The sequence below is a fragment of the Klebsiella sp. AqSCr genome (assembly GCF_008452795.1).
Lineage (GTDB): Bacteria > Pseudomonadota > Gammaproteobacteria > Enterobacterales > Enterobacteriaceae > Klebsiella > Klebsiella pneumoniae.
Map to the genome: position 1 here is coordinate 235,964 of NZ_MJDM01000005.1, position 24,281 is coordinate 260,244.

Genomic DNA, 24,281 nt, shown 5'->3' on the forward strand with positions numbered 1-24,281 from the left:
AACACCATGACTGAACATCAACATCAGGCGTCACCTGCCGCCGGAGGTGAAGGCGCGTCACAGCTTAAGCGCGGGCTCAGCGCCCGCCATATCCAGATGATTGCCCTCGGGGGCGCCATCGGCACCGGGCTGTTTATGGGGGCGGGGCGCAACATCGCCGTCGCCGGCACCTCGATCCTGGTTATCTATGTGCTGGTCGGGTTCTTTACCTATATGGTGATGCGGGCGATGGGAGAGCTGCTGCTCACCCGCCATGACTACCGCTCGTTTGCCGACTTTGTCGGCGAGTATCTCGGGCCGCAGGCCAGCTTTTACCTCGGCTGGACCTACTGGCTAAGCTGGGTGGTGACCTGTATCGCCGACGTGGTGGTCTGCGGGAGCTATATGCAGTACTGGTTCCCGGAACTGTCGGCGTGGATGCCGGCCCTCAGCATGCTGGCGATTCTGTTCCTGCTTAACCTGCTGTCGGTGAAAATGTTTGGTGAGGCGGAGTTCTGGTTCGCCCTGATCAAGGTGATCACCATTATCGCCCTGATCGGCACCGGCGGCTGGATGATTGCCACCGGCTGGACCTCCCCGGACGGCGTGACGGCCTCCCTCAGCCATCTCACCGACCCGACGGCCTTTATGCCCCACGGCATCACCGGCTTTTTCGCCGGCTTCCAGATAGCGATCTTCTCCTTTACCGGCATTGAGCTGCTGGGCACCATGACGGCGGAGACCCGCGATCCGCAGCGCATTTTGCCCAAGGCGATCAATGCTCTGCCGCTGCGGATTATCATCTTCTATCTGCTGTCGATGGTGGTGATCATCGCTGTCGCCTCGTGGCCGGGGGTGTCGGCGGAGACCAGCCCCTTCGTGACGCTGTTCGCCAAGGCCGGGCTGCCTGCAGCCGCGGCGGTGATTAACTTTGTGGCGCTGACCTCGGCGATGTCCTCGGCCAACAGCGGGGTCTTCTCCAGCACCCGCATGCTGTACGGCCTGTCGGTGGAGAAGCATGCGCACTGGCAGTTTCGTATCCTGTCGCGCAGTACCCGCATTCCGGTGCGCAGCCTGCTGTTCTCCTGCTTCTGCATGCTGATCGGCACGCTGTTGCTGTTTCTGGTGCCGAACGTGATGACCCTGTTCACCATCGTCTCGACCCTGGCAGCGATTATGGTGGTGTTCAGCTGGGGGATGATCCTCGTGGCCTATCTGGTTTACCGCCGTCAGCGTCCGGACCTGCACGCCGGGTCGATCTTTAAGATGCCCGCCGGGGTAGTGATGAGCTGGGTGAGCCTGCTGTTCTTCGCGTTCGCTATCTTCATCATGATCTTTGACCCGGACACGCTGCTGGCGCTGTTGGCTTCTCCGCTGTGGTTTATCGCGCTGTGGGGCTTCTGGAAGCTGAAGCAGCGGCGCGAGGGGCAGCTTCAGCTGGACAACCAGAGCGCCTGACACCCGCCGGCCCTGGCGGCCGGCTAAGCAGGGGGGAAGACTTGACGCCTGTTTGTGCCCGGTGGCGGCTGGCGCCTTACCGGGCCTACATGCTTACCGGACCTGGGATAAGCGGTTTCCCCCGCGGCGCGATCCCCCCAGGCCCGCGCAAGCGCAGCGCCGCCGGGCGGGATAGTCGGCGCCGTAGTAGCCCTGGCGGGCGGCGGTCAGGCGCTTTCCGCCCGGGAGGGGGCCGTGCTCAGCGCGGACTTCATCCGGCTGGCGCAGAATATCGCCAGGAGCGAAATCGCCACCGTAACGCCCAGATAAATGGCCACCGGCCGCCAGTCACCGTCATATTTTGCCAGCAGACCGGTGGCGATAAGCGGCGCGGTTCCCCCGGCCAGCGCGGCGCCCAGCTGGTAGCCGAGGGTGATCCCGGTATAGCGCACATTGGCGCTGAAAATCTCAGAGCACAGGGTGCCGAGCACCGCGGTTACCGGCGCCCACAGGATGCCGAAGGCAACGATCGTCGCCAGCATGATGCCCCAGCCGGTGCCGGTGTCGAGCAGCAGGAACCACGGGACGATAAACAGCCCCAGCAGCACCACGCTCAGGGTGTACATCTTTTGCCGACCCACCTTGTCTGACAGCAGCCCCATCAGCGGGATCATCACGGTGGCCACCAACGCGCCCAGGGTCACGGATTCCAGCGCCTGCGACTTCTGATAGCTCAGGGTGGTGGTGGCGTAGCTGACCACAAAGGTGGAGAAGATATAGAAGGGGGCGGTCTCCACCACTTTCAGGCCGGCGGCGATCAGCACTTCCCGCCAGTGGTGCTTGAGCGTATCGCGCAGCGGGGCCTTCGCCACCTGGCCGGATTTTTTCACCTGCTTAAAGGCGGGCGTTTCGTCGATATCTTTGCGGATCCACAGGCCGAGAAAAACGAGGACGGAGCTGAGCAGGAACGGTATGCGCCAGCCCCAGGCGAGAAACTGCGCCTCATCGAACAGCGTCATCAGCGAGACGATAAATGTCGCCATCAACATGCCGATGGTCACCCCGGCCTGGGGAATGCTGCCGAAAAAGCCTTTCCGCTTTTCCGGCGCGTATTCATAGGCCAGCAGCAGCGCGCCGCCCCATTCGCCGCCGATACCCATGCCCTGAATAATGCGCAGGATAATCAGCAGGGCCGGCGCCCAGAGGCCCACCATCTCGTAGGTGGGCAGCAGGCCGATCGCCACCGTGGCGCTGCCCATCAGCGACAGGGTCAGCACCAGCGTCTTCTTGCGGCCGATGCGATCGCCGATATGGGCGAAAATCACGCCGCCGATGGGGCGGATAAAAAACGTCAGCGAGAAGGAGAGCCAGGAGAGGATCAGGCCGATAACCGGGTCGACCATCGGAAAGAAGATTTTGTTGAACACCAGCGCGGCGGCGGTGCCATAGAGAAAATAATCGAACCATTCGATGGCGCTGCCTGTCAGGCTCGCGATCAGTACCTTCTTGTTTTTCTGCAGAATGGATGCAGTGTTGTCTTGTGGATTGCTCATTACGAAACGTTCTCCCGCCACGGTAGATAGGTCAGGTGTCACTCTGTACGAGCAGGGTGCAACCTGATGTGAAAAGGTTGTGTAATTGTTAAGCAACTTAGGGTTGAAGGTTACAATTGGCAAGTGTATCGCTGGCAAACTGGGCGTTATGGCGCGCTTTGAACTGGTATAACCGCGACGCTATTTTTTATTTTCCACCTGATTTTGCTGTTTTTTGTTATTTTCATAGTGAGTTGTTCAGGTGCAACCCGCCTGTTTTTAGATGTTTCTTGTTATTTCAAAATGGTTACAAATCGACGCCGCTATGCCTCCCGGCAGGCGGCGTTTATGATAGCGAAAGCATCCTCTCCGCTCGGCTGAGAGAGGATTAAGGAGACAGAATGGCAGAACAATTTCCTCCGCTGTCGGCAGCGACGCTGGCGGCGGCTAACCAGGTCGGCGCCTGGCTGGCGCAGGACGATCTGGCGACGCTACCCGCGCTGCCGCAGGTGGACGTGGTAGTGCTGGCCGGCAACGCCGTGATCCCAACCATCGACGCCGCCTGCCGTCTGGCGGCGGCGCAGGCGGTCCCGCTGCTGATCAGCGGCGGCGTGGGACATTCTACGGGCTATCTCTACGAGGCGGTGCGCCAGGATCCCCGTTACCGTAGGTTGCCGGTGGATGGCCGCCCCGAAGCGCATGTTCTGGCCGACATTGCTCATGACTACTGGCACATCCCCCATTCGCGGCTGGTGGTGGAGGACCAGTCAACCAACTGCGGTGAGAACGCCCGTTTTACCCGGACCACGCTGGAGAGCCGGGGGCTCGCCCATCGTCGCGGGATCGTCATTCAGGACCCGACTATGCAGCGGCGAACCATGGCTACCTTCGCCCGCGTCTGGCAGGGGGCGACGACGCCGCCGCAGTGGTTGAGCTTTCCCGGCTGCTCGCCGGTGCTGGAGCAAACCGATGGCCAACTGGGGTTCGCGGGCGGCGGAGCGGGGCTCTGGCCGGTCACCCGCTACCTGGCGCTGCTGCTGGGCGAGCTGCCGCGCCTGCAGGATACCCCTGAAGGGTACGGTCCGCGGGGAAAAGACTTCATCAGCCATGTCACCTTCCCGCCGGAGATCCTCGACGCCTGGCGACAGCTGCGGGAGGACGCCCAGCTTGCCGGGGCGCTGCAGGCCCGCACCCTCGGCTGAAAAATGCCCGTTTACGGCAGATTCGTCGCAAACGGGCAATTTGTGTTATTAAAATGTAACCTCAAGCGGGCATTTTTGGCCCGTTTTTATGAATCAGCTCACAGAACTGCGTCAATGTGCTGCCGAACAGCGGCTTATCCGCCCGATATTTAACAAAAAACTCACCTGTTAAATACAAATGCACCACAGGAGCAGCCATGACAGCACCCGTTCAACACCCGATGTATATTGATGGCCAGTTCGTTTCCGGTCGCGGCGACGGCTGGATCGACGTGCTTAACCCGGCGACCGAAGCGCTGCTGTCGCGGATCCCGGACGGGACTGCCGAAGAGGCGCGGCTGGCGATTGACGCCGCCGAGCGCGCCCAGCCCGGCTGGGAAGCGCTGCCGGCCATTGAGCGTGCGGGCTGGCTGCGCAAAATTGCCGCCGGTATCCGCCAGCGTGCCGACGAGATCGCCGGGCTGATTGTCGCTGAAGGCGGCAAGATCCAGCAGCTGGCGGCGGTGGAGGTTGCGTTCACCGCGGACTATCTCGACTATATGGCAGAATGGGCGCGCCGTTACGAAGGTGAGATCGTGCAGAGCGATCGCCCGGGGGAGAATATCCTTGTCTTTAAACGCGCGCTGGGGGTGACCACCGGGATCCTGCCGTGGAACTTCCCGTTCTTTCTTATCGCCCGCAAGCTGGCGCCGGCTCTGATCACTGGAAATACCATTGTCATTAAGCCCAGCGAATTTACGCCCAATAATGCCATCGCCTTTGCCGAGATTGTCCATCAGGTTGGGTTGCCGAAAGGGGTCTTTAACCTTGTGCTTGGCCGCGGAGAAACCGTTGGCCAGGAGCTGGCCGGCAATCCGAAGGTGGCGATGGTCAGCATGACCGGCAGCGTGGCGGCGGGAGAAAAAATTATGGCCGCTGCGGCGAAAAATATCACCAAAGTGTGCCTCGAGCTCGGCGGCAAAGCGCCTGCCATTGTAATGGATGATGCGGATCTGGAGCTGGCGGTGAAAGCGGTAGTGGACTCGCGGGTGATTAACACCGGGCAGGTGTGTAACTGCGTCGAGCGGGTCTATGTTCAGCAGGGAATATACGACCGCTTCGTCAACCGCCTCGGTGAGGCGATGAAGGCCGTCCAGTTTGGCGACCCGGCGACGCGAGATGACATCGCGATGGGGCCGCTGATCAACGCGGCGGCGCGGGACCAGGTGGCGGGCAAAGTGGCGAAGGCGGTGGCGCAGGGGGCGCGGGTGGCGCTGGGCGGTCAGCCGCTGGAGGGCAAAGGCTATTTTTATCCGCCGACCCTGCTGCTGGATGTACGTCAGGAGATGGACATTATCCATGAGGAAACCTTCGGTCCGGTGCTGCCGGTGGTGGCCTTTTCGACCCTCGATGAGGCGCTGGCGATGGCCAATGACAGCGATTATGGCCTGACCTCCTCAATCTATACCCGCGATCTGAACGTGGCGATGAAAGCGATTAAGGGACTGAAGTTTGGCGAAACCTATATCAACCGTGAGAACTTTGAGGCGATGCAGGGGTTCCACGCCGGCTGGCGTAAGTCGGGGATCGGCGGCGCAGATGGCCGCCACGGCCTGAATGAGTACCTGCAGACCCAGGTGGTCTATCTGCAGGCCTGAGGCACTCCACACAGAACCGGCGGACAGCGCAGGCTGTCCGCCGTTCACTTAGCGGGCAAATTTCTCCAGCACGCGGATCAGTTGGGTGACAAAGCCGTATTCGTTATCGTACCAGGCGACGGTTTTCACCAGCTGTACGCCGCCGGCCTCCACAATCTCCAGCTGGGTAGCATCGTAGATCGAACCGAAATGGCTGCCGATGATATCGGAAGAGACGATCTCCTCTTCGGTGTAACCAAAGGATTCGTTACCCTCGGCCGCCTGCCTCATCGCCTGATTGACCTCCTCCGCAGTCACCTTTTTCTCCAGCACCGATACCAGCTCCGTCACTGAGCCGGTTTTGGTCGGTACGCGCTGGGCATGGCCTTTAAGCTTACCGCTCAGGGCAGGGATCACCAGGCCAATGGCTTTTGCCGCGCCGGTAGTGTGCGGGATAACGTTTTCCGCCGCCGCCCTGGAGGCGCGCAGATCTTTTCCGCGCGGCCCGTCCACCAGCGACTGGGTGCCGGTATAGGCGTGGATGGTGGTCATGGTGCCTACGGTGATGCCGAAGGCATCCTGCAGAACTTTGGCCATCGGCGCCAGGCAGTTGGTGGTGCAGGAGGCCACGGAGATGATGGTGTCATCCGGGGTCAGGGTGTCATCGTTGACGTTGTAGACGATGGTTTTCATCTCGCCGGCGGGGGCGGAAATCAGCACTTTGCGCGCGCCGGCCTGGAGATGGGCTTGCGATTTCTCGGCCGAGGTGTAGAACCCGGTACACTCCACAATCACCTCGGCGCCTGCCGCCTGCCATGGAATATGCTGCGCCTCTTTTTCGGCATACACCGTAATGGTTTTGCCGTTGACGATCAGCGCATCTTCGGTAAAGTCGACGCTCCACGGGAAGGGGCCGTAGTTTGAATCATGCTTCAACAGGTAGGCCAGCACCTTTGGCGAAGTGAGGTCGTTGATAGCTACCACTTCCAGGCTGCTGTCGACTTCTAATAAACGACGTAACACCAGACGTCCGATACGACCAAATCCATTAATCCCAAGTTTACTCATGGATATTCTCCGGTTGGTAAAACGACTCGATGTGATGAAACTCCTCCAGGCTTAGCCCTGTCCCCCTGATTGGTCAACTGACAATCTGTGCGCTATGCCAGGGCCTGCGGGCCGGAGAGGGGAAAAGTGAATGTTTTCCCGGTCTTTTTTGCCCGTGACGGCAGGGAATGATTTTTGTTACCAGAGATGAGGGGGCTGCCTGCTGGCGAAACGACGAAAAGCGTCTATGCTTAACTATTGAATAGCTTAGTAAAAAATTGACGTTAGACGAAGGGAGAGGTTATGGGATTCTGGAGAATCGTTTTCACTATCATTCTGCCGCCGCTGGGTGTGCTGCTGGGAAAAGGCTTCGGCTGGGCGTTTATTCTCAATATCATTTTGACCCTGCTGGGCTATATTCCTGGCCTGATCCACGCCTTTTGGGTGCAGACCCGCGATTAAAGGCTGACCCTCGCCGCCTCCCCCTGAGACCGGTTCAGGGGGGCATCAGGCACTCTTTATATAACAGCGTATTATCCTTCGACCAGTAGTGCCGGGTCTCCTCTTCCAGATCGACGATCCACTTAAACACCCCGGCGCTGGCGAGATCCCGGCAGTACTGTTCAAAGTTAATGGCCCGGGCAAAGTGGCGGATAACGGCGGCCCTGGTCAGACAATGGCTGGCCTCAGCGCGAACGCGCAGCAGCCCGCGGGCGCTTTTTACCGAGACCACCTCGTCGTTTGCCATTACGAAATTCATATTGCCGGTGGAAACAAAATAGATGTAGTAGGAGACCTTATGCCGACGCAGTTCATTGGCGAAGGTGGCATAGTCGGCGTCAGAACGCGCTTGCTCAAAAAAATGACCCAGCCTGACCAGCAGTTCCATTTCGATCCTTATCGTGTCGCTGTGTGCGGCTTTGGCCGATAGCGGCAGAAACCATTCACTAAATAACTTATTCGCATTTTAATAATATAGGCGCGTTATATTAATGGTTATTGCGTAACTGGAACACGGTTTCAAGTGTTACAATCTATTGCAATCGTTTGGCTACCTGGTCAGCGATGCGTAAGCGAACGGCGAGGCGGGAACGAGGAGACAAGCGCCGGCGGGGAAGGCCGCCGACGGGAAAACGGCGCTACTTCTGGATCAAATAGCGAATGGTTGGGCCATCCTGTTGAATATCCAGCACCGTGTAGCCGTGGTTCCTTGCATCAAGCGGAATGTTATTGATCGACTGCGGACAGTCGCTGACCACTTCGAGGATCTCGCCTTTTTGCAGGGAAGGCATTGCCTCCAGGGTAGCGACCGCCGGATACGGGCAGGGTTCGCCGACCATATCCAGGCGATAATCAGGGATGATGTTTTTCATGCGCTCTCCTTCACGGTCCGGACCGCCGCCTGGCGGCGGAAAAAATGTCTCTCCCAGGCGATCACCAGCAGCAGGGCGATCAGCAGCAGTAGATAGGTGGCCAGTAGTCCGCCAAAGGGACCGAAGGCGTTCAGCAGGTTGACTTTCTGCCAGTGGGTGGCGAGCGGGGCGGCGATATCGTCCCAGCACCAGGCGAGCAGCGTTGAGCCGATGACGTTGCCCAGCCCAACCCACCAGTAGTGAACCTGGCCCTCCACCGCCCGGTACATCCAGCCGGTCTCACAGCCGCCGGCCAGCACGATGCCAAAGCCAAATAGTAGCCCGCCAATCGCCGCATTAGGACCGGCCCACATAATTTTCGGCGCCATCCCCAATTGCACATAGCTGAAGATACCGATGGCGCTCGCCGCCATGCCGAAGATAATCGCCTTCGCCATCACCGTCCGGCCGGTGATCCACATATCGCGAAAGGCGGAGGTAAAGCAGATCTGCGCGCGCTCAATAAGCAGGCCAAAGGCAATGCCAAACAGCATCGCCAGGCCGAGCGCCGGGTGGTCTGCGGCGGTGAGCAGGCCCCAGCCGATCATGGCGAAAAAGACCACCATCCCCAGGCGGAAACGGCGGCGCGCCTGCTGCGGTTTTTGGGTTAACGGCGAGGCGGTGGACACCTTTTGTATTTTTACCGGGATGCGAAAAAGGGGCAGCAGCGTGAAGCGGGCGCCAAACCAGGAGCCGATGGCGGTGGCGATGGCAAACAGCCAGGCGTGCAGGGAGAACTGCGGAATGCCGGTGAAGAAGGCCGCCAGGTTGCAGCCCATCGCCAGCCGTGCGCCGAACCCGGCGATGATGCCGCCCGCCACGGCCTGCGCAATGCGGATCCGGCTGCGTGGCAAGCGCAGTTTGACGTTATTCGCCCACAGCGCGGCGGCCAGGCAGCCGCCGAACATGCCGATGATCATCCTGCCATCGATGCGGGTCAGCGGCGACCCTTCGAGATGTATCAGCTGGTAATAGCCCCACTGTTCGCTGTGGACGCCCAGCAGCTGCAGCAGCTGACCACCCCAGCGGGTGAATTCGCCGGTCACCGCCCAGAAGGTGCCGGTGATGCCAAAATAGTAGGTAGAGAGAATGCCCGCGGCAATGACCGCCGGGACAGGAGACCAGAACCGGATAAGCCAGGCCTGTTTGAAGGATTGCCATGTCATAAAAATGCCTCTGAACTCAGAAGGTATTAACGGTCGATGACCGACCAAAGGGGGCAAATAGTACCCGCCTTAGCGCCTGCTTTCTCTGTTTTGGATCAAGGCCCTACGCTTGCGTCAGCACGGCAACCAGCGCCAGCAGCGCGGGCAGCGCCTGAATATAGAGAATTTTGCGGCTGGCGGTCAGCGCGCCGAAAATCCCGGCGGCCAGCACGCAGGCCAGGAAAAAGATAACCACCTGCACCCCCGGCGCCCCCAGCCACAGCCCCCATGCCAGGCCGGCGGCCAGAAAGCCGTTATACAAGCCCTGGTTGGCCGCCAGCACCCGGGTCTGCCGGGCGAAATCGGCGCTGAGGTTAAAGGCCCGGCGCCCGGCGGAGCCTTCCCAGAGAAACATCTCCAGCACCAGGATGGCGAGATGAATAATAGCGACCAGCGCAACGAGGAGAGTGGCTAACACAGCGGTCCTTAACGATTAGGGGAATGTTTCTCCAGTATAACCGCAGGCGCTCACCAGGCGAGAGGACGACTGCTATAGTGCAGATAGCGTCATATTTTCCCGCCGCGAAGAGCGCCGGTTTATCTGATTGCCCTTTGGTTTAGCTAAGCGGTGCTAGCATGCCGGGTTCTTTTTACGGGTATGGCATAGGTTACTGAATGGTAAATAAATTATGGATTTTGTTATCAGGGCTACTAATGGTTGCCATGCCGTCGGCGCAGGCCGGGGAATTAAACCTCTATTCGATGAATACCGGTTCCTATGTCTATCATATGACGGGTAACCACGGACAATATAACGAACATTTCAATAACAACTTTTTCTCGGTGGAGCGCAAGTTTTCTCAGGATTCAAAATACAGCGTGCTGGTCGGAACGATGAAAAACAGCTTTGACGATCGTTGCCTGACTCTCGGCGTGCGCCGCGACTGGCTGAAAAACGATACCGGCTGGGTACTGAAAGGGGTGTATGCCTATACCGGGGAATTTTTCTTTGATGCCTTCAGCCACTGTGGGGATTCCGGCACCTACCGCACCGCCAAAAAAATCACCGGCATCGGTTTTTCGCCCTACCTCTATCATGGCCTGCAATATAATTTCACCGATTATTTCGGTGTGGAAGGCGGCATTATTGTGCCGGCGATCTTTGTGATGAGTGTTCAGTGGAGCTTTCGCTAGACGCTTTATTACCCGGGAAAAGAGCAGGCCACCACAGGTGGCCTGATACTGATGACCTGGCGGCAGGAATTAATGGAAGCCGAGACGGATCAGATCCAACGGGCAGAAGCGGCCCTCGCAGCCGTCGATTTCAACGCAGTCCGCCCGGCGCAGCTGCTCAGCGGTTTTCCCCTCGCCATGGATAGCTTTAATCACGCCCGTCGTCCCGTTACCGGCGATCATTACCATGCTGCCGGTAGCAATAGCGTTACGATTACGGTCATAGGTTTTCATGGTCTCCTCCTCAATAAACCTGGGTGAAAGCAATGATTAAGCGCGCAAATTAATACCGCTTTCTGCCTAAAAAAGTTTTGAGGATAATCAAATTTATTTTAATAACCACCTGAGCATAAAGGCAAGAAGACCTTATGTTCGCCTCCATCGCATCGCCTGCGCGGCGAGGGGATGAAGCGTGATACTGTCCGTCATATGTCAGCCAGGTTACTGTTTTATGACCAGATTATTAACCTTGCCAGCCCGCGGAAAATAGCGAAAGATGGCACTATTCGGGCATCAACGGTGCCAGTGCCTGTCCTGAGGGAGCCATGAGTCAAGACGTCACCGCGAAGATGTTAAAGCCCGATTTTGATAGTGAAGTTTCCGGCCTGGTGCATGGCTATTTGTTTCATGAACAGCGCCCCCCGCAGCCCATCGCCTCTGGCGAGGTCTGCGCCCGCTATCAGGCGCTCGCCGATGACAAGGCGTTTATCTGGTTACACCTGAATCTTAATCATGCCACCGCCGAGAAATGGTTAACCAGCCACTTTCCGGTGGCCGATTTTTTCTTCGAGGAGATCCGCAGCGGCTCGCACACCACCCGCATTGAGCGACAGGGGGAAAATCTGTTCGCTGTGCTTAACGATGTGCTGTTTCGTCCGCAGGATACCAGCGCGGAAACCGCCACGCTGTGGCTCTACTGTAGCCCCAGGCTGGTGGTGACGGCGCGCTTCAAACCGTTGCGGTTTATCGAATGGATGCTGCCGCGCTTGCAGACGCTCAGGGTGAACACGTCTACTGAGCTGCTGGCCTTTCTGCTGGAGGAGCAGGAGGAGGTGCTGGAGCAGGTCGTCCGCCAGGCCAGCCGCCATGTTGACCTTATTGAAGAGCGTCTTCTGAGCAATCACGTGCAGCGCAACCGGGCCGATCTGGCGCGGCTACGGCGGATGCTTTTACGCTTCCAGCGGCTGCTGGCGCCGGAGCCGGCGGCGATGTTCCGGCTGCTTAACCGGCCGCCGGCGTGGATGGATCGCGCGGTGGTGCAGGCGTTTCGTCAGTTCACCGAAGAGTTTAGCGTGGTGCTTAACGATCTGTCGGGCCTGATCGAGCGCATCAGTCTGCTGCAGGAGGAGATTGGCGCCCGCCAGCTGGAGCAGAGCAATCGCACCCTCTATACCCTGACGGTGATCACCGTCCTCGCGCTGCCGATTAACATCGTCGCCGGTTTCTTCGGCATGAACGTCGGTGGGATCCCGCTGGCAAGCAACCACCACGGGTTTATCCTGCTGGTGGTGATTGTCGCTGTCTTTACCCTCGGCGCCGGTTACCTGGCGTTTCGCCGGCGCGATGACCTGTAGATTGCGCGTCGAATCAGCTGAGGCTGCGCAGGGCGGCAATCAGTCCTTCGACACCGCGTTCCAGCTTCTCGCGCGGGCAGCCGACGTTGAGTCGCAGAAAGCCGTTGCCCTCAGGACCATAGGTATAACCCGGCATAATCGCCACCTTCTGTTCGGCGATCAGCGCCTGCTGTAGCGCGCGATCGTCAACGTTGAGCGGGCGCAGGTCGATCCATGCCAGGTAGGTGGCCTCCGGCGGCTGCCAGCAGAGCGCGGGGAAGGCGTTGTTGAGCGTGTCGGCGACATAGCGCATATTCGCCTGCAGGTAGTCGCGCAGGGCATCGAGCCAGGGAGCCCCGTCGCGGTAGGCGGCGATATGGGCGACCAGCGCCGGCACGGAAGGGGAAGAGAGCCCGTCGCGACCCTTTAGCGCCTGCAGGTAGCTGTCGCGCTCGTTCTCTTCGGGGATAAAGCCGTAGGCCCCGGTAAAGGCCGGAATATTGAAGCTCTTCGAACCGGAGGTGAACAGCGCCCATGGTCCATGAGCGACCTCGCTCCACGGGATATGGCGGTGTTCGCCCCAGGTCATGTCCATATGAATTTCGTCGCTAATCACCCTGACGCCATGTTTTTGACACAGGGCCGCCATGGTCTCCAGCTCCTCGCGACGCCAGACTTTCCCCGTTGGGTTGTGCGGGCTGCACAGCAGCAGCAGGGTATTCTTTGGCTCCGCCAGCGCCGCCTCCAGGCGGTCCATATCGCAGCGCCACCGATTATCCTTCAGGATCAATGGCACCGGGGCAATCCGCCGCCGGTTAGCGGTGATGGTGTTATAGAACGCATCGTAGGCAGGGGTGTGGACCACGACGCCGTCGCCTTCTTTCGACCACTGGCGGATGGTTTCCGCCACCATGTAGATAACCGAGGGTCCGTAGACCACAGATTGCGGATCGATGTCGCTGTTAAAGCGGCTGGCGTACCAGTGGACAATCGCCCCGAGAAACGCCTCGTTGCGCCAGCGGCTGTAGCCGAACACCCCGTGGGCCAGCCGCTGGCTGACGGCGTCGAGAATACAGGGCGCGGTGGCGAAATCCATATCGGAAATAGTGAACGGCAGCAGATCGGCGGCGCCAAACCGGTCGGCGACATAGTCCCATTGCGTGCACCAGGTGCCGTGGCGATCGATAGGGGTGGCAAAATCAAACATTGGAGCTTCCTTAGCGAGCGCCCCCTCCGTAGCGGAGGGGGACTAGTGGGATCAGGCCTGCACGGTATTCATCAGCGTGGCCATCTCATCTTTTACCGACTGTACCTGCGGGCCAATAACCACCTGCAGATTATGCTGGTTGAGCTGTACCACCCCGATGGCGCGATGGGCTTTCAGCGCGGCGGCGTCCACTTTGCTCATATCGTGCACCGACAGGCGCAGACGGGTAATGCAGTTATCCAGCGAAACAATGTTCTCTGCGCCGCCGAGCGCCGCCAGAATCGCCGGTACGTTATACCCGGATTTGCCGATGGTACCGGCGACGGCTTTCTCCACGCTGGCGGCAGTGTCGATGTCGCGGCCCGGCGTTTTCAGATTGAAGCGGGTGATGGCGAAGCGGAAGATGGCATAGTAGACCGCGAACCAGATAGCCGCCACCACCGGCACCAGATACCACTTGGTGGCCAGGCCATGCAGAATGCCAAACACCACGAAGTCGATGATATTGCCGTCGGTGTTCACTGAAGTGTAATGGGTATAATTGATATTTGCCGATGTACACTGTGAACAATCAGGTTACTGCAATGTTGAAAATTACAGCTCCCACTCAACTGTGTATGCCGGAAGGAAGCCAAAGACAAGATTGTAAATCCCTTTGAATTTCTCCGTTGTTACCAACACCCCACACAATCATCATCCCTCTTTTATCAAGGCATGATTTCCGTTGCCCCCTTTCACTCCTTCTGATATGATAATGAGTTATTATAAATATTTCCGTAAACTTTGTTCCGTAGTATTTCTCTCCTCGAAAACATCCCCAACGTCAGATGCAAGGCGGCTTTGCGCTATCGCAAATGCCATCGTTTTACCGTGGTTTTAGGTAGTAACTATGTAGGGGGTGTGATCTGTTTCTGAGTACAAAAAGGTTAATTTAACAATGATGCAACAATCACAAACCCTATTCGAATCGTCGGTTTTATCGGCAACAAGTTTTCGTACCGTCTACCATGAACACGGACGTTACAAAACAATTAATGGCAACTCCTTTGTTCATGATGGTCATGCATACCGGATTAACACAAGAATCGGCTCTGGTGTTCGTCATGACATACTTATTTCAACAATCAACGAACTGAACGCAATCCTGAAGCTCTACAGTCGAGTGTTCCTTACCCGTTTTGATCTCCACCTCCCTGAGTTCACTTCTGTTGAAGCAGGTAACAAATACATACGCAACTTGTTCAAACGATTACGTGACCGCCTAGGGTCTGGGAATAACGGTTTATCGGAACCTATTATCGATTTTGCTTACGGTTGGGTTTGCGAACAGGAAAAGGCTTCACAACCCCATTACCATTGCTGGATTGCACTTCCACATCGTTCGGTAAGATGGTTTGGAACGCCAGAAAGAGGGATCGCTGGTATTATTACGGAAATCTGGATGAAACTGACAGGTGGTAAAGCAACGCTGGTAAACTTGGCTAAAGCCACTAAAGACTATCCCGATCACTACGTCATTCATCGTGAACATCCTTCATCACTCGAAGGTCCGGTATTCTGGCTTTCTTACCTGGCAAAAGAACGCGGTAAAGCGCAAACAGGGAAGGGAACGCGCATGTACTCAACATCAAAATTGAGTAGCAAAGTACTGAATTCGTAAATATCGCACAGGAAGCCCGTAGCGCGTTTTTCTTTCCAAGGTATGCAATCGCATTACCCATATCATGAAAATCGCTTACAGCCTCGCTCAGAGCGTTTTAAGGCATGATTTGTTCCTGGTTAACTTTATGCTTCGGTCAGATGCATGATAGTTCAACTATAGTTGCTATGCTGATACATTCATACATTACTTCAAAATTCCGAGCGCAGCGAGGGACACGAACGTAGTGAGTGTCTGTGTACTATGTACTGTTTATAATATTTATATTTTATATATAGAAAAAACAGTACATTTCCGTATGTTTTTTAATCAACGCTAACTATCCGTCTTCGCTTCGCTTGACGGAACTCGCTTCGCTCGCGGTCTTGTTTTTGGGTTGTTGGAACGTGCCCGTCATTCTTGATGCATGTTCCAGTTCCCTTTAATCGTAGGAAGACTTAATCCCACTTTTTGCTTGGCTGAGACCTCTTCATATTGGCTTCCAGAAGTCGTTTACGAATATCTGTTGCAACCGCCTAACTTTTACCTACCTTCCTTGCTCGGTCAAGACCTTCTTTAGTTCTCTATGCAATGTGTAGTCTATTGATATAATTAGTATTTTATTCGAGATTATGTAATTGTGTGAAAAAGGATGAAAAACACACTTTTTGTATTAGCATTAGCCTCCGTTGACCTGCTCCCCGTTGATTAGTACACCCCGATGTTAGTAATGTCTTCATAAGCCACATGAGGACATCCCCATGAAGAAGCGTTTTTCCGACGAACAGATCATCAGTATTCTCCGCAAAGCCGAAGCTGGGGTACCCGCCCGTGAACTCTGCCGCAAGCATGCCATTTCCGATGCCACGTTTTACACCTGGCGTAAGAAGTATGGCGGTATGGAGGTGCCTGAAGTTAAGCGCCTGAAGTCGCTTGAGGAAGAGAACACCAGACTCAAGAAGCTGCTTGCCGAAGCCATGCTGGATAAAGAGGCGCTTCAGGTGGCTCTTGGGCGAAAGTACTGACGACAGACCAGAAGCGGGAAGCCGTGATGTTGATGTGTGATGCGACCGGTCTGTCGCAACGTCGTGCCTGCAGGTTTACAGGTTTATCCCTGTCGACCTGCCGCTATGAGGCTCACCGTCCGGCTGCTGATGCGCATTTATCAGGGCGCATCACTGAGCTGGCACTGGAGCACAGGCGTTTTGGCTACCGTCGTATTTGGCAGTTGCTGCGCCGTGAAGGGCTTCATGTTAATCATAAGCGCGTGTACCGGCTTTATCACCTCAGTGGCCTGGGCGTAAAACGCAGAAGACGTCGTAAAGGGCTGGCAACAGAACGTCTGCCGCTGCTCCGTCCGGCGGCGCCCAATCTGACCTGGTCGATGGATTTCGTCATGGACGCACTTTCCACCGGTCGCAGGATCAAGTGTCTTACCTGCGTCGATGATTTCACAAAGGAATGCCTGACGGTCACTGTTGCCTTTGGGATTTCAGGCGTTCAGGTCACGCGTATTCTGGACAGCATTGCATTGTTTCGAGGCTATCCGGCGACGATAAGAACTGACCAGGGGCCGGAGTTCACTTGCCGTGCACTGGATCAATGGGCCTTTGAGCATGGTGTTGAGTTGCGCTTAATCCAGCCGGGCAAGCCAACGCAGAACGGATTTATTGAGAGCTTTAACGGACGATTTCGCGATGAATGTTTGAATGAGCACTGGTTCAGCGATATCGTTCATGCCAGGAAAATTATTAATGACTGGCGGCAGGATTATAACGAATGCCGCCCGCACTCCACGCTGAATTATCAGACACCGTCTGAATTTGCAGCGGGCTGGAGAAAGGGTCATTCTGAGAATGAAGATTCCGACGTTACTAACTGAGTGTTGTATCTAATCGTGGGGGCAGGTCAGGGCAGCAAATACTGTTATCAAGTCCGTTTTTAACACAAAAGCTCTTTCTTGATTCGGTAAAAGGTGGCGCGGCTGATACCTGCCGCTTTCATGATGTGGGCTGGTTTAACATTCTGCGCCAGCATTTCGCGAACAGTTTCACGGGCTTCCATATCTTTTTCTTTCCCCGTATACAAACCTGCCAGTTTTGCTCTCTCGATCCCCTGTGCCTGGCGTTTACGGCGGGTTTCATAATCTTGTCGTGCCATTGTCGCAAGGATATCGATCAGCATAGCATTGACTGCCCGAAGAATGCCGCTAGTAAGGTCGTTACCAGACATTTCAACCATCTGCCAGCTTGTTGGCAAATCCATCGAAACAATAACCAGTCCTTTACTGTTCAGCGTAGCTTTGAGTTCAGCCCATTCTTCATGTTGAAGACGACTGAGACGGTCAATCGCTTCAATTAGAAGCAAATCGCCAGGCCGTGCTTCGGCAAGTAGGTGCATCAGTTCCACACGTTCCAGCTTCGCACCGCTGGCATTCTCAATGTATTCTCCGGCTACTTGCCAGTTTTTGCTTTGCGCAAATTCGCGCAGGCTAACTAATGCACGATCAGCATGTTGGCCTTCGGTAGATGCACGGCAATAGATACGGACATTCATTATGCATTCTCTTTTGAGTATTAAATTGATACCCATATGATACAGTGCGTGTTTTTATTGTCAATAGAGTCAAATTTAACCCTATTGATACTGTGTGTCATGGTCTTTATCAGGTATACCTAAAAGAGATATTGTTCGGATGGTATTCAGATCTTGCTTGGGGTATACGATTTGGTCAGTTTCTGTAGCTGAAGCACTCCGGTTTCATTTCAGCAGGTCTTAATCAAATTCAGTGTGCCATACATGCGGCACGAAAAAGTCTGGCATCAATGTGACCAGTTCTATCACCCACCACAGTCACTACAGTGGCCACACAGTTGGGGACCCAAAGGATGTTGTTTACCATTTTGCAATGGTTGACAGCTACCCGAAAGCAACTCCTCTTCGAGAGCGCTCAATTCCTCAGTTAATCGGGTTTGCAATTTTAGTTTGTTGAACCCATCCACACTGGGCGTAAGTGTATAGTTGTGATAACTGTCAACTTTTCTTCTCTCTTCTGTTCAGAATAAATTAATGTTCAGGCGTTATGATAAATAGATGTTATCGCCACCATGGCGCGGTCTTTACAGGAATAAATCTCACCATTTTTATATTTTCACCACAGTACCTCAAAATTTCATATACCAAAACTGAACTTGGCCGGGTAGTATTGGCTGCTTAGTATTAACTGTAGATGCTGTTATTAGGAGTTTCAGGTGCAGGTAAACAAACTTACGGATGATATTGATATTAGTTCTCATGAGCGTTTCCTCGCGGCCCGTAAAAGCACATGGGTTAGTGTGCTTGTTAATTGTTTTCTGACATCCGGGCAAGTGATTACTGGCGTATTTTCCGGATCTCAGGGGCTTATTGCGGATGGTATCCATTCTCTGTCTGATTTAGTTTCAGACTTTGTGGTGCTTATTGCTAATCATAAAAGTAAAAAAAATCCCGATGATGACCATCACTACGGGCATCATCGTTATGAAAATGGTGCATCATTAATTCTGGGGACAATTTTATTCATTGTTGGCATCGGGATGTTATGGTCAGCAGCAAATAAAATGCAACAACCAGATGATATTCCTCAGGTACATATTGTTGCTCTGTGGGTGGCCTTAGCCGCACTGGTTATCAAAGAGCTTCTTTTTCGCTATATGCTGGCAGTAGCAACCCGAGTAAAATCCACTATGCTGGTTGCCAATGCCTGGCATGCCCGCTCTGATGCCGCCTCATCTTTGGTGGTGGCTATTGGTATTATTGGTAGTTTATCAGGGTTTAAATTGCTTGATCCGGTAGCTGCACTGGTTGTGGGACTGATTGTGACCAGAATGGGATATTCATTTATGTCAGATTCGCTTCATGACTTGATGGACAGGGCCGTGGATATTGAAACTGAAAATAGTATAAAAACAACATTATTGTCCACGCCTGGGGTCGAAGGCATCCATGACCTCAAGACCAGAAAAATGGGGGACCTTGTTGTGGTTGATGTTCATCTGGAAATTGATGGTGATTTATCAGTGAAAGTAGGACATGACATTGCTGTTTTGGCCAGGAAATCAGTTTTAGATAATCATCATGTTTTAAATGTTATGACACATGTTGACCCTTATTTTAAAGGTGATAATAGTCCTGGTTGCGGGGGCAAATAATCCTGAAAAATAATATGAATGCTGCTGTTTTTTGAGAAGATTGGGAAGGGATTATTTTTTTGCGCAATATTACCCCTTCTGACTGTGAAAACGAGAGTAAACAATATGGAGGCTATTATGAGAAAAATTATGCGTACTGTTGTGATAGGAGCCACCCTTCTTTTATCCCCCTGTGTAATGGCTGGTTCTGACGGTGTTGAACATGCCATGAAGATGATGAATAAAAGCTACCGCGCAGCACTTAAGGAGGAGGACGTTACATCCTTCAGGAAAGATATGCGGGAACTGAAAGCAACAGCAGAGTCCATCCTGAACAGCCCTGTAGAAGGGTATGACAGGGAAACGTATGTTGCAGGCATGTCACTTCTAATTGATGAGGTAACTGCCGTTGAAAGTACCGCTGAGAAGGAAGGTCTTGACGCCGGGAAAATTGCAGCACAGAAACTAGGCAGTCTGATGAGAAAATACCACAATAAACTAGGTGTTGACTAAGACCGGGAATTATTCGGTGAAGGTAGATATGCTGGAAAGATATCCCTGAACTGACATGATACACGTGCCTGTAATCAAGCAGATAGCTATGCACTGGTGAGGAAATTTCACAACGTTATCTTATCTGCAAAATACATATAAAAATGTTGGGGTAACAAACATGCATTATCAATGCTACATATTTTAGTTTGTTGCCTCAACATAAGTTAAGTACCTATTGGTGTTGCGCGGGGTGGATTCAGGGGGCCAAATTATATTTGGTGGTCACGCGTCAGTCTGTGTTTTGTTTGTTGGTCATGATGACCTGCTCCCCGTTGATTAACACACTGATGCCCGTAATGTCTTCATCATCGGTATGAGACCCTCATTAAGATGCTTTTTTCCGGCAAATAAATCATCAGTATCCTCTTCGAGGCTGGAACAGGGATTCTAAGCCATGTGCTTTGCCGTAAGAAGATCATTTCCGACGTCACCTAATGTGGCTTGGTGAATGGATTTTGTCATGGCTGCACTCTTCATCGGTCGTCGGATTAAGTGCCGTACGATCCACGTCGCTTTTGGAATTTCAAGCGTTCAGATATAAGCATTCTGTACAGCATTGCGTTGTTTCGTGGCTATCTGGCGACGATAAGAACCACTCAGGAACCTGAATTTACCTGTCGAGTACTGGGCCTTTGAACATGGTTTGGATATTACTGAGTGCATCTTGGTTTTGAGAAGTTAAGGTTATCATTAATAAAAAGGCATAATATTGAGTGGTCAACCAACCTTAAAAAAGTGGCTAAATTATGAACGAAAATTTACGTAATGCTCTTCCTCACAAAAACACACCATTTCTACGTGTGCTGCATATCATCGTAGCTGTATTGATTTTATTGCAGATTATTAATTCAAACCTTACCGAAAGCGATGCGCTTAGTGACTATACTCTCACTGGGTTCGTAACATGGTTCCATGTTATCACTGGGTTATCACTGATTGTCCTTGGGTTTGTCATGCTTGCATGGATGCTGACACAACGAGGATTTCGTTACTATTTTGCCTGGGTGGTCCTTGATTTTCGAGGTGTGGTTGAAGATATCAAAATGCTGATATCATTCCGTCTTCCTGAAGCTCATGCTGGTGGGATTGCTGCTCTGGTTCAGGGGCTTGGTGTACTTGCACTATTGGGCGTTGCATTATGTGGTGGATTCTGGTTTGCTCTCAATACTGCTCTTGGCACGTCACCTGTGCTGACAGAAACCGTCCTGCATGTGCATAAGTTTCTGACTGTATTTATTGAAACCTATTTCTGGGCACATGGTGCGATGGGGTTGCTGCATATCTTCCTCACCGTTCGTAGCCAAAGGAAAAATCCCGTTACCGAATAGTGCTGTAGGTTTATGATGGATAAGATGCCCTGTAATGGTTGGCTAAAACAGACTATAACCGCGCATTTATCCGTCAATGCATTTTCTATTTATCCGTAATTCCGATGAGTATGCGTATTTGAAGGAAAAAATATATGCATCTTGAACGACATAGTATCGAAAAAGTGGGATGGCTGAGGGCAGCTGTACTGGGGGCAAATGACGGAATTGTTTCGACAGCGAGCCTTGTTCTTGGGGTTGCATCTGCAAATAGCAGTCCTTCCGGTGTTTTACTTGCAGGTGTTGCAGGACTGGTTGCCGGAGCTATGTCAATGGCCACAGGGGAATATGTTTCCGTCTCATCTCAGGCGGATACCGAAAACGCAGCACTTGCCCAGGAAAAAAGGGAGCTGGAAACTGATTATCAGGGAGAGGTGCGGGAACTGACTTCACTTTATATGCAACGTGGACTGGAGCCAGAGCTTGCCCGGCAGGTTGCGGAGCAACTTATGGTCAAAGATGCCCTGGATGCTCATGCCCGTGAAGAACTGGGGTTGACGGATATAAATTCTGCACAGCCCCTACAGGCAGCTGTCTTTTCTGCCCTGAGTTTTTCCGCTGGTGCGGTGTTACCCTTAATCGTGGCATGGCTCTCCCCTCTGAAACTGGCTTTTTTGTTGATAATCCTTTCCACCCTTTTTTCACTGGCGGTCCTTGGCTATATATCTTCGGTTTTGAGTAAAGCCTCTCCTGTCAGGGCGATCATAAGAATTACGTTCTGGAGTACCATGGCTATGCTTTTGTCTATGGGGATTGGTCATTTTGCAGGGCAGGCCCTGCTTTAATGTTATGAAGCACAATTCGAGTACCATCTTACTGGCGATGCTTCGCAAAACAATTTGCAATGCAGCTCCCTTCAAACTCGATTCCTGCTTGCGCCAATACCTGTTGAAGGGGTGATGGAGGGGATTCTCCCCCTCCATTTCAAGGGCAAGGACAACGCTACTTCTGGCAAATTTCCCGGTCGTAAACGCCACCATTGACAACCAAAATTTGTCGTTTCTTCTTTGAAATCATATCAGTCATTATCTTCGAGTCATCAAGAAAGATACCACCAAAGGTTCCAGGTCGTGCATTCTTCCCGGCGATTATAATCAGATCCCCAATATTCAATGCAGCAACTTTATCGTTATTGTAATTCGTATCTTCAAATATGAACTTCAGGCCTTCATCTGAACCGGGAATACCCAATGTTACTACAGGATTTTTTCTGAAAGTAACAGTACCGATACCAGTTATTTTTCCTGTTACCATTAACTGACATTTTTTGAAGTCATTTGTTGCCCTGAATTCATGTTGTTCAAACCGCGCATAAACTTCCCCTGTTGTATACATTCGCGGAAGTATATCGATTATCGATGGTTTGGATGGTTGCTCAGGTTGTTGCTGAGTTACGGTATCAGCATTTACCTTGGCCTTCACTTCGGGGGTTTTAGGCTGATATGGGGGGGGCGTCAGCCCGTAAAGGAGATTGATGCCGTAGGCTATTGCGACGGTTATGACTGCTATTTTAATATAACGTTCATAGGGTGATTTCATTTCGTTCTTCCATAACTTCTATCTTAACAATACGCTCTCCATTACGATATATTTTCAGCTTGTCAGGCGGGGACTTCACTGCATTACGGATTTCGTTCATTGTATCTTTCGATAACATATCACAGCCTTCCATATACATAACCCTACGGGTATCGGTATCTGGTATGTTAGTGAAACTGCTACTGACCCATAAATCGGGTATTTCAATTCCATGTATCAGCTTCATATACACAACGATGAACGCATCTGTCAGGTGAAACCGTCCAACTGTGTATTTTCCGGTATAGGTATTACCAGAAGACGATGCTACCCAATCGTTTTTTAAAACCAAAGTCAGTGCATTATTTTCCATATTCAGACTCCAGTTCACGAATGCGATTGTTCGTCATGTCGGTAAGACATTTCTGTTCATTATTGCAGCCGGATTTGTGCTTTATCCATTCTCTTTGAGAAGGAAGCAATCGTTTTCGGGTTTCAGGGCTAAGGCTTTTCCAGACCGAATTAAGTTTCTCATCGCTTGCTTTATAACTGTGTGTATCGACGTTTGAGGTTACTGCATTGTTTTTGGGAGCTTCGCTACCGCTGCTATAGAAAACGGGTGCACGTACTCCCTGAGCGTAGTCTTTAGCTGCTTTTTCCCCCACGGCTTGCCCATTCGCAGTCAATACCTTTCCGAACTCTGTAGTGTCGAAACTGTAATTGCGGATCTCGCCATTGAAGTCCAGCTTCACGTTAACGGTTGTTGACTTCGAAATGGCAGTCAAGAAATCACCAGCTTCGGACCCGAAGGAACAAGCGACTTCTTTAGAATCACTGACATTAGGGCGTAACCCGTGCATCGTGAATCTGCCGTTATCAGTTGTAGCAGTGATATCTACCAGCGGAACGATTGATGATGATTGCTTTGTCATCGCGAAGCATATTCCCTTCAGATTTACATCCCTGTCCATCCCGAGAAACATCAGTGCGTTTTTGTCGCTGCTGGCGACACCCATTGATTTTGCCTCTGGCAAGAAATACACGGTACTGGAGGCGGTGGTTAAACCTGAAACGAAAACAACACCTGACGCCATGATTTTTAACGTTTTAATAAGAATTGTCATTCTGGATACCTTCTTTCTTTCGCACTCCATCGTGGACAGAGTATTCATTCCGTGAGTCTTGTTTACGAGAAACACTAACCGAAGAATCATGATCTTACATTGATCTATGAAATCTATCAATATCGTATAATTGATCTGTAAAAACGATCGATTAACATGGGGAGAAGAGGGGGAAGATGCGAAGGGTATTATTTTTAAAGGGTTTTAAAATGGTTCATATGCTTGGTGTTAACGTCGGGCGGCGGGCAGCGGTTAGTCTTGAATACTGCGATTGAAAGACATAACAATCTACTTTGTGCGGGGTTTCCGGCAACCATAGAGGTGTTTCGATAAGGAGCGGTGCAATAAGTACAGTTCGTAGACAGAATGAATACGATGTAATTTTGAACCCTTGCTCTACAACGCTCTGTATCAAGTTTTACGGGGGTTTTATATTGAACGATGCCTGAAGTCTGCTTTAATCGCTCTGACAAGATACAGAGCGATTCATGGCTATATAGCGATGGATTACGCTAACATTTCTGTGGGGCAATTTTACAATGGCAC

At 52.9% G+C, this 24,281-nt stretch carries 25 protein-coding genes and 2 pseudogenes; 13 read left to right on the forward strand and 14 right to left on the reverse strand.

The window, feature by feature from the left end; genetic code table 11:
- Window positions 1-6: 6 nt before the first annotated feature.
- Window positions 7-1,437 carry an amino acid permease gene (locus BHE81_RS04925; RefSeq protein ID WP_002903059.1) on the forward strand — a complete coding sequence of 477 codons (1,431 nt, stop codon included), beginning with the start codon at window positions 7-9 and terminating at the stop codon, window positions 1,435-1,437.
- A 206-nt stretch (window positions 1,438-1,643) separates the two neighbouring features.
- Here the strand turns inward: BHE81_RS04925 and BHE81_RS04930 are convergent, their stop codons facing one another.
- Window positions 1,644-2,969 (reverse strand): MFS transporter, encoded by a 1,326-nt coding sequence (locus tag BHE81_RS04930; protein WP_023301992.1) that lies wholly within the window; start codon window positions 2,967-2,969, stop codon window positions 1,644-1,646.
- Window positions 2,970-3,349: 380 nt separating this feature from the next.
- Here BHE81_RS04930 and BHE81_RS04935 point away from each other — a divergent pair, with 380 nt between their 5' ends.
- Window positions 3,350-4,150, forward strand: a complete 801-nt coding sequence (locus BHE81_RS04935) for a YdcF family protein (protein ID WP_019705908.1) — start codon at window positions 3,350-3,352, stop codon at window positions 4,148-4,150.
- Between the two features lie 61 nt (window positions 4,151-4,211).
- Here BHE81_RS04935 and BHE81_RS28070 read toward each other — a convergent pair whose 3' ends face one another.
- Window positions 4,212-4,349: a hypothetical protein gene (locus BHE81_RS28070; RefSeq protein ID WP_032409980.1), complete on the reverse strand. Its 138-nt coding sequence runs from the start codon at window positions 4,347-4,349 to the stop codon at window positions 4,212-4,214.
- Between BHE81_RS28070 and aldA the strand changes: the two genes are divergently transcribed.
- Window positions 4,348-5,787 carry an aldehyde dehydrogenase gene (aldA, locus tag BHE81_RS04940; protein WP_004151568.1) on the forward strand — a complete coding sequence of 480 codons (1,440 nt, stop codon included), beginning with the start codon at window positions 4,348-4,350 and terminating at the stop codon, window positions 5,785-5,787. The genes BHE81_RS28070 and aldA overlap by 2 nt on opposite strands.
- Window positions 5,788-5,835: 48 nt before the next feature.
- On the opposite strand, the gene gap is transcribed toward aldA, so the two are convergent.
- Window positions 5,836-6,834: a type I glyceraldehyde-3-phosphate dehydrogenase gene (gene gap / locus BHE81_RS04945; protein ID WP_016529461.1), complete on the reverse strand. Its 999-nt coding sequence runs from the start codon at window positions 6,832-6,834 to the stop codon at window positions 5,836-5,838.
- A 282-nt stretch (window positions 6,835-7,116) separates the two neighbouring features.
- Between gap and BHE81_RS04950 the strand changes: the two genes are divergently transcribed.
- Entirely contained in the window at window positions 7,117-7,275 is a 159-nt protein-coding gene (locus BHE81_RS04950; protein WP_002903230.1) for a YqaE/Pmp3 family membrane protein, read from the forward strand.
- A 34-nt stretch (window positions 7,276-7,309) separates the two neighbouring features.
- On the opposite strand, the gene BHE81_RS04955 is transcribed toward BHE81_RS04950, so the two are convergent.
- The 4 genes from BHE81_RS04955 to BHE81_RS04970 form a co-directional block, all read right to left on the reverse strand.
- On the reverse strand, window positions 7,310-7,702 hold the full coding sequence (locus BHE81_RS04955) for a DUF1398 domain-containing protein (protein WP_002903231.1): 393 nt from the start codon (window positions 7,700-7,702) through the stop codon (window positions 7,310-7,312).
- Window positions 7,703-7,952: 250 nt separating this feature from the next.
- Window positions 7,953-8,186, reverse strand: coding sequence for a sulfurtransferase-like selenium metabolism protein YedF (yedF, locus tag BHE81_RS04960; protein ID WP_002903233.1), 234 nt, complete (start codon window positions 8,184-8,186; stop codon window positions 7,953-7,955).
- Window positions 8,183-9,391, reverse strand: a complete 1,209-nt coding sequence (gene yedE / locus BHE81_RS04965) for a selenium metabolism membrane protein YedE/FdhT (protein WP_015958353.1) — start codon at window positions 9,389-9,391, stop codon at window positions 8,183-8,185. Before yedE ends, yedF begins: the two co-directional genes overlap by 4 nt.
- A gap of 103 nt (window positions 9,392-9,494) precedes the next feature.
- On the reverse strand, window positions 9,495-9,848 hold the full coding sequence (locus BHE81_RS04970) for a DUF1304 domain-containing protein (RefSeq protein WP_004179665.1): 354 nt from the start codon (window positions 9,846-9,848) through the stop codon (window positions 9,495-9,497).
- 236 nt (window positions 9,849-10,084) lie between these two features.
- On the opposite strand from BHE81_RS04970, the gene BHE81_RS04975 reads away from it, so the two are divergent.
- Window positions 10,085-10,564, forward strand: coding sequence for a hypothetical protein (locus tag BHE81_RS04975; RefSeq protein WP_004179667.1), 480 nt, complete (start codon window positions 10,085-10,087; stop codon window positions 10,562-10,564).
- Window positions 10,565-10,633: 69 nt separating this feature from the next.
- On the opposite strand, the gene ydfZ is transcribed toward BHE81_RS04975, so the two are convergent.
- Window positions 10,634-10,837, reverse strand: a complete 204-nt coding sequence (ydfZ, locus tag BHE81_RS04980) for a putative selenium delivery protein YdfZ (protein WP_004151566.1) — start codon at window positions 10,835-10,837, stop codon at window positions 10,634-10,636.
- Between the two features lie 311 nt (window positions 10,838-11,148).
- Here ydfZ and BHE81_RS04985 point away from each other — a divergent pair, with 311 nt between their 5' ends.
- The gene (locus BHE81_RS04985) at window positions 11,149-12,177 is read left to right on the forward strand and encodes a CorA family divalent cation transporter (protein WP_004179669.1); all 1,029 of its coding nucleotides are present in this window, start codon (window positions 11,149-11,151) and stop codon (window positions 12,175-12,177) included.
- 13 nt (window positions 12,178-12,190) lie between these two features.
- Here BHE81_RS04985 and BHE81_RS04990 read toward each other — a convergent pair whose 3' ends face one another.
- Both BHE81_RS04990 and BHE81_RS04995 read right to left on the reverse strand, forming a co-directional pair.
- The gene (locus BHE81_RS04990) at window positions 12,191-13,363 is read right to left on the reverse strand and encodes a MalY/PatB family protein (RefSeq protein WP_004140039.1); all 1,173 of its coding nucleotides are present in this window, start codon (window positions 13,361-13,363) and stop codon (window positions 12,191-12,193) included.
- 51 nt (window positions 13,364-13,414) lie between these two features.
- Window positions 13,415-13,882, reverse strand: a pseudogene (locus BHE81_RS04995) (glucose PTS transporter subunit EIIB); the annotation flags it as partial.
- A 418-nt stretch (window positions 13,883-14,300) separates the two neighbouring features.
- Here BHE81_RS04995 and BHE81_RS05000 point away from each other — a divergent pair.
- Together BHE81_RS05000 and BHE81_RS05005 are read left to right on the forward strand one after the other, a co-directional pair.
- The gene (locus BHE81_RS05000; RefSeq protein ID WP_023280002.1) at window positions 14,301-15,023 is read left to right on the forward strand and encodes a YagK/YfjJ domain-containing protein; all 723 of its coding nucleotides are present in this window, start codon (window positions 14,301-14,303) and stop codon (window positions 15,021-15,023) included.
- Between the two features lie 740 nt (window positions 15,024-15,763).
- Window positions 15,764-16,884 (forward strand): IS3-like element ISSen4 family transposase gene (locus BHE81_RS05005; protein ID WP_097732520.1). Its coding sequence is split into 2 segments (ribosomal slippage): window positions 15,764-16,022 and window positions 16,022-16,884, totalling 1,122 coding nucleotides; the frame shifts between segments, so codons are not numbered across the junction.
- Between the two features lie 59 nt (window positions 16,885-16,943).
- On the opposite strand, the gene BHE81_RS05010 is transcribed toward BHE81_RS05005, so the two are convergent.
- Window positions 16,944-17,558, reverse strand: coding sequence for a recombinase family protein (locus BHE81_RS05010; RefSeq protein WP_007890845.1), 615 nt, complete (start codon window positions 17,556-17,558; stop codon window positions 16,944-16,946).
- A gap of 695 nt (window positions 17,559-18,253) precedes the next feature.
- Between BHE81_RS05010 and BHE81_RS05015 the strand changes: the two genes are divergently transcribed.
- The 5 genes and pseudogenes from BHE81_RS05015 to BHE81_RS05030 all read left to right on the forward strand — a co-directional run bounded on the left by BHE81_RS05015 (window position 18,254) and on the right by BHE81_RS05030 (window position 21,878).
- Complete coding sequence (locus tag BHE81_RS05015) at window positions 18,254-19,192, forward strand: cation diffusion facilitator family transporter (protein ID WP_001198019.1); 939 nt, start codon at window positions 18,254-18,256, stop codon at window positions 19,190-19,192.
- Between the two features lie 117 nt (window positions 19,193-19,309).
- A complete protein-coding gene (locus tag BHE81_RS05020) occupies window positions 19,310-19,684 on the forward strand; it encodes a cytochrome b562 (protein ID WP_013096889.1) in 375 nt (124 codons plus the stop codon).
- Between the two features lie 463 nt (window positions 19,685-20,147).
- Window positions 20,148-20,378 (forward strand): annotated as a pseudogene (locus tag BHE81_RS28595) (IS3 family transposase); the annotation flags it as partial.
- A gap of 94 nt (window positions 20,379-20,472) precedes the next feature.
- Window positions 20,473-21,054, forward strand: a complete 582-nt coding sequence (locus tag BHE81_RS05025) for a cytochrome b/b6 domain-containing protein (protein ID WP_001004932.1) — start codon at window positions 20,473-20,475, stop codon at window positions 21,052-21,054.
- A gap of 134 nt (window positions 21,055-21,188) precedes the next feature.
- Window positions 21,189-21,878, forward strand: a complete 690-nt coding sequence (locus BHE81_RS05030) for a VIT1/CCC1 transporter family protein (protein WP_000549951.1) — start codon at window positions 21,189-21,191, stop codon at window positions 21,876-21,878.
- Between the two features lie 157 nt (window positions 21,879-22,035).
- Here BHE81_RS05030 and BHE81_RS05035 read toward each other — a convergent pair whose 3' ends face one another.
- Genes BHE81_RS05035 through BHE81_RS05045 form a run of 3 tightly spaced genes read right to left on the reverse strand, consistent with a single transcriptional unit; the run spans window position 22,036 to window position 23,735 of the window.
- Window positions 22,036-22,632 carry a hypothetical protein gene (locus BHE81_RS05035; RefSeq protein WP_016537359.1) on the reverse strand — a complete coding sequence of 199 codons (597 nt, stop codon included), beginning with the start codon at window positions 22,630-22,632 and terminating at the stop codon, window positions 22,036-22,038.
- On the reverse strand, window positions 22,616-22,984 hold the full coding sequence (locus BHE81_RS05040; protein WP_023280004.1) for a hypothetical protein: 369 nt from the start codon (window positions 22,982-22,984) through the stop codon (window positions 22,616-22,618). Before BHE81_RS05040 ends, BHE81_RS05035 begins: the two co-directional genes overlap by 17 nt.
- A complete protein-coding gene (locus BHE81_RS05045) occupies window positions 22,974-23,735 on the reverse strand; it encodes a lysozyme inhibitor LprI family protein (RefSeq protein ID WP_023280005.1) in 762 nt (253 codons plus the stop codon). The genes BHE81_RS05040 and BHE81_RS05045 overlap by 11 nt, the downstream gene beginning before the upstream one ends.
- Window positions 23,736-24,281: the final 546 nt, after the last annotated feature.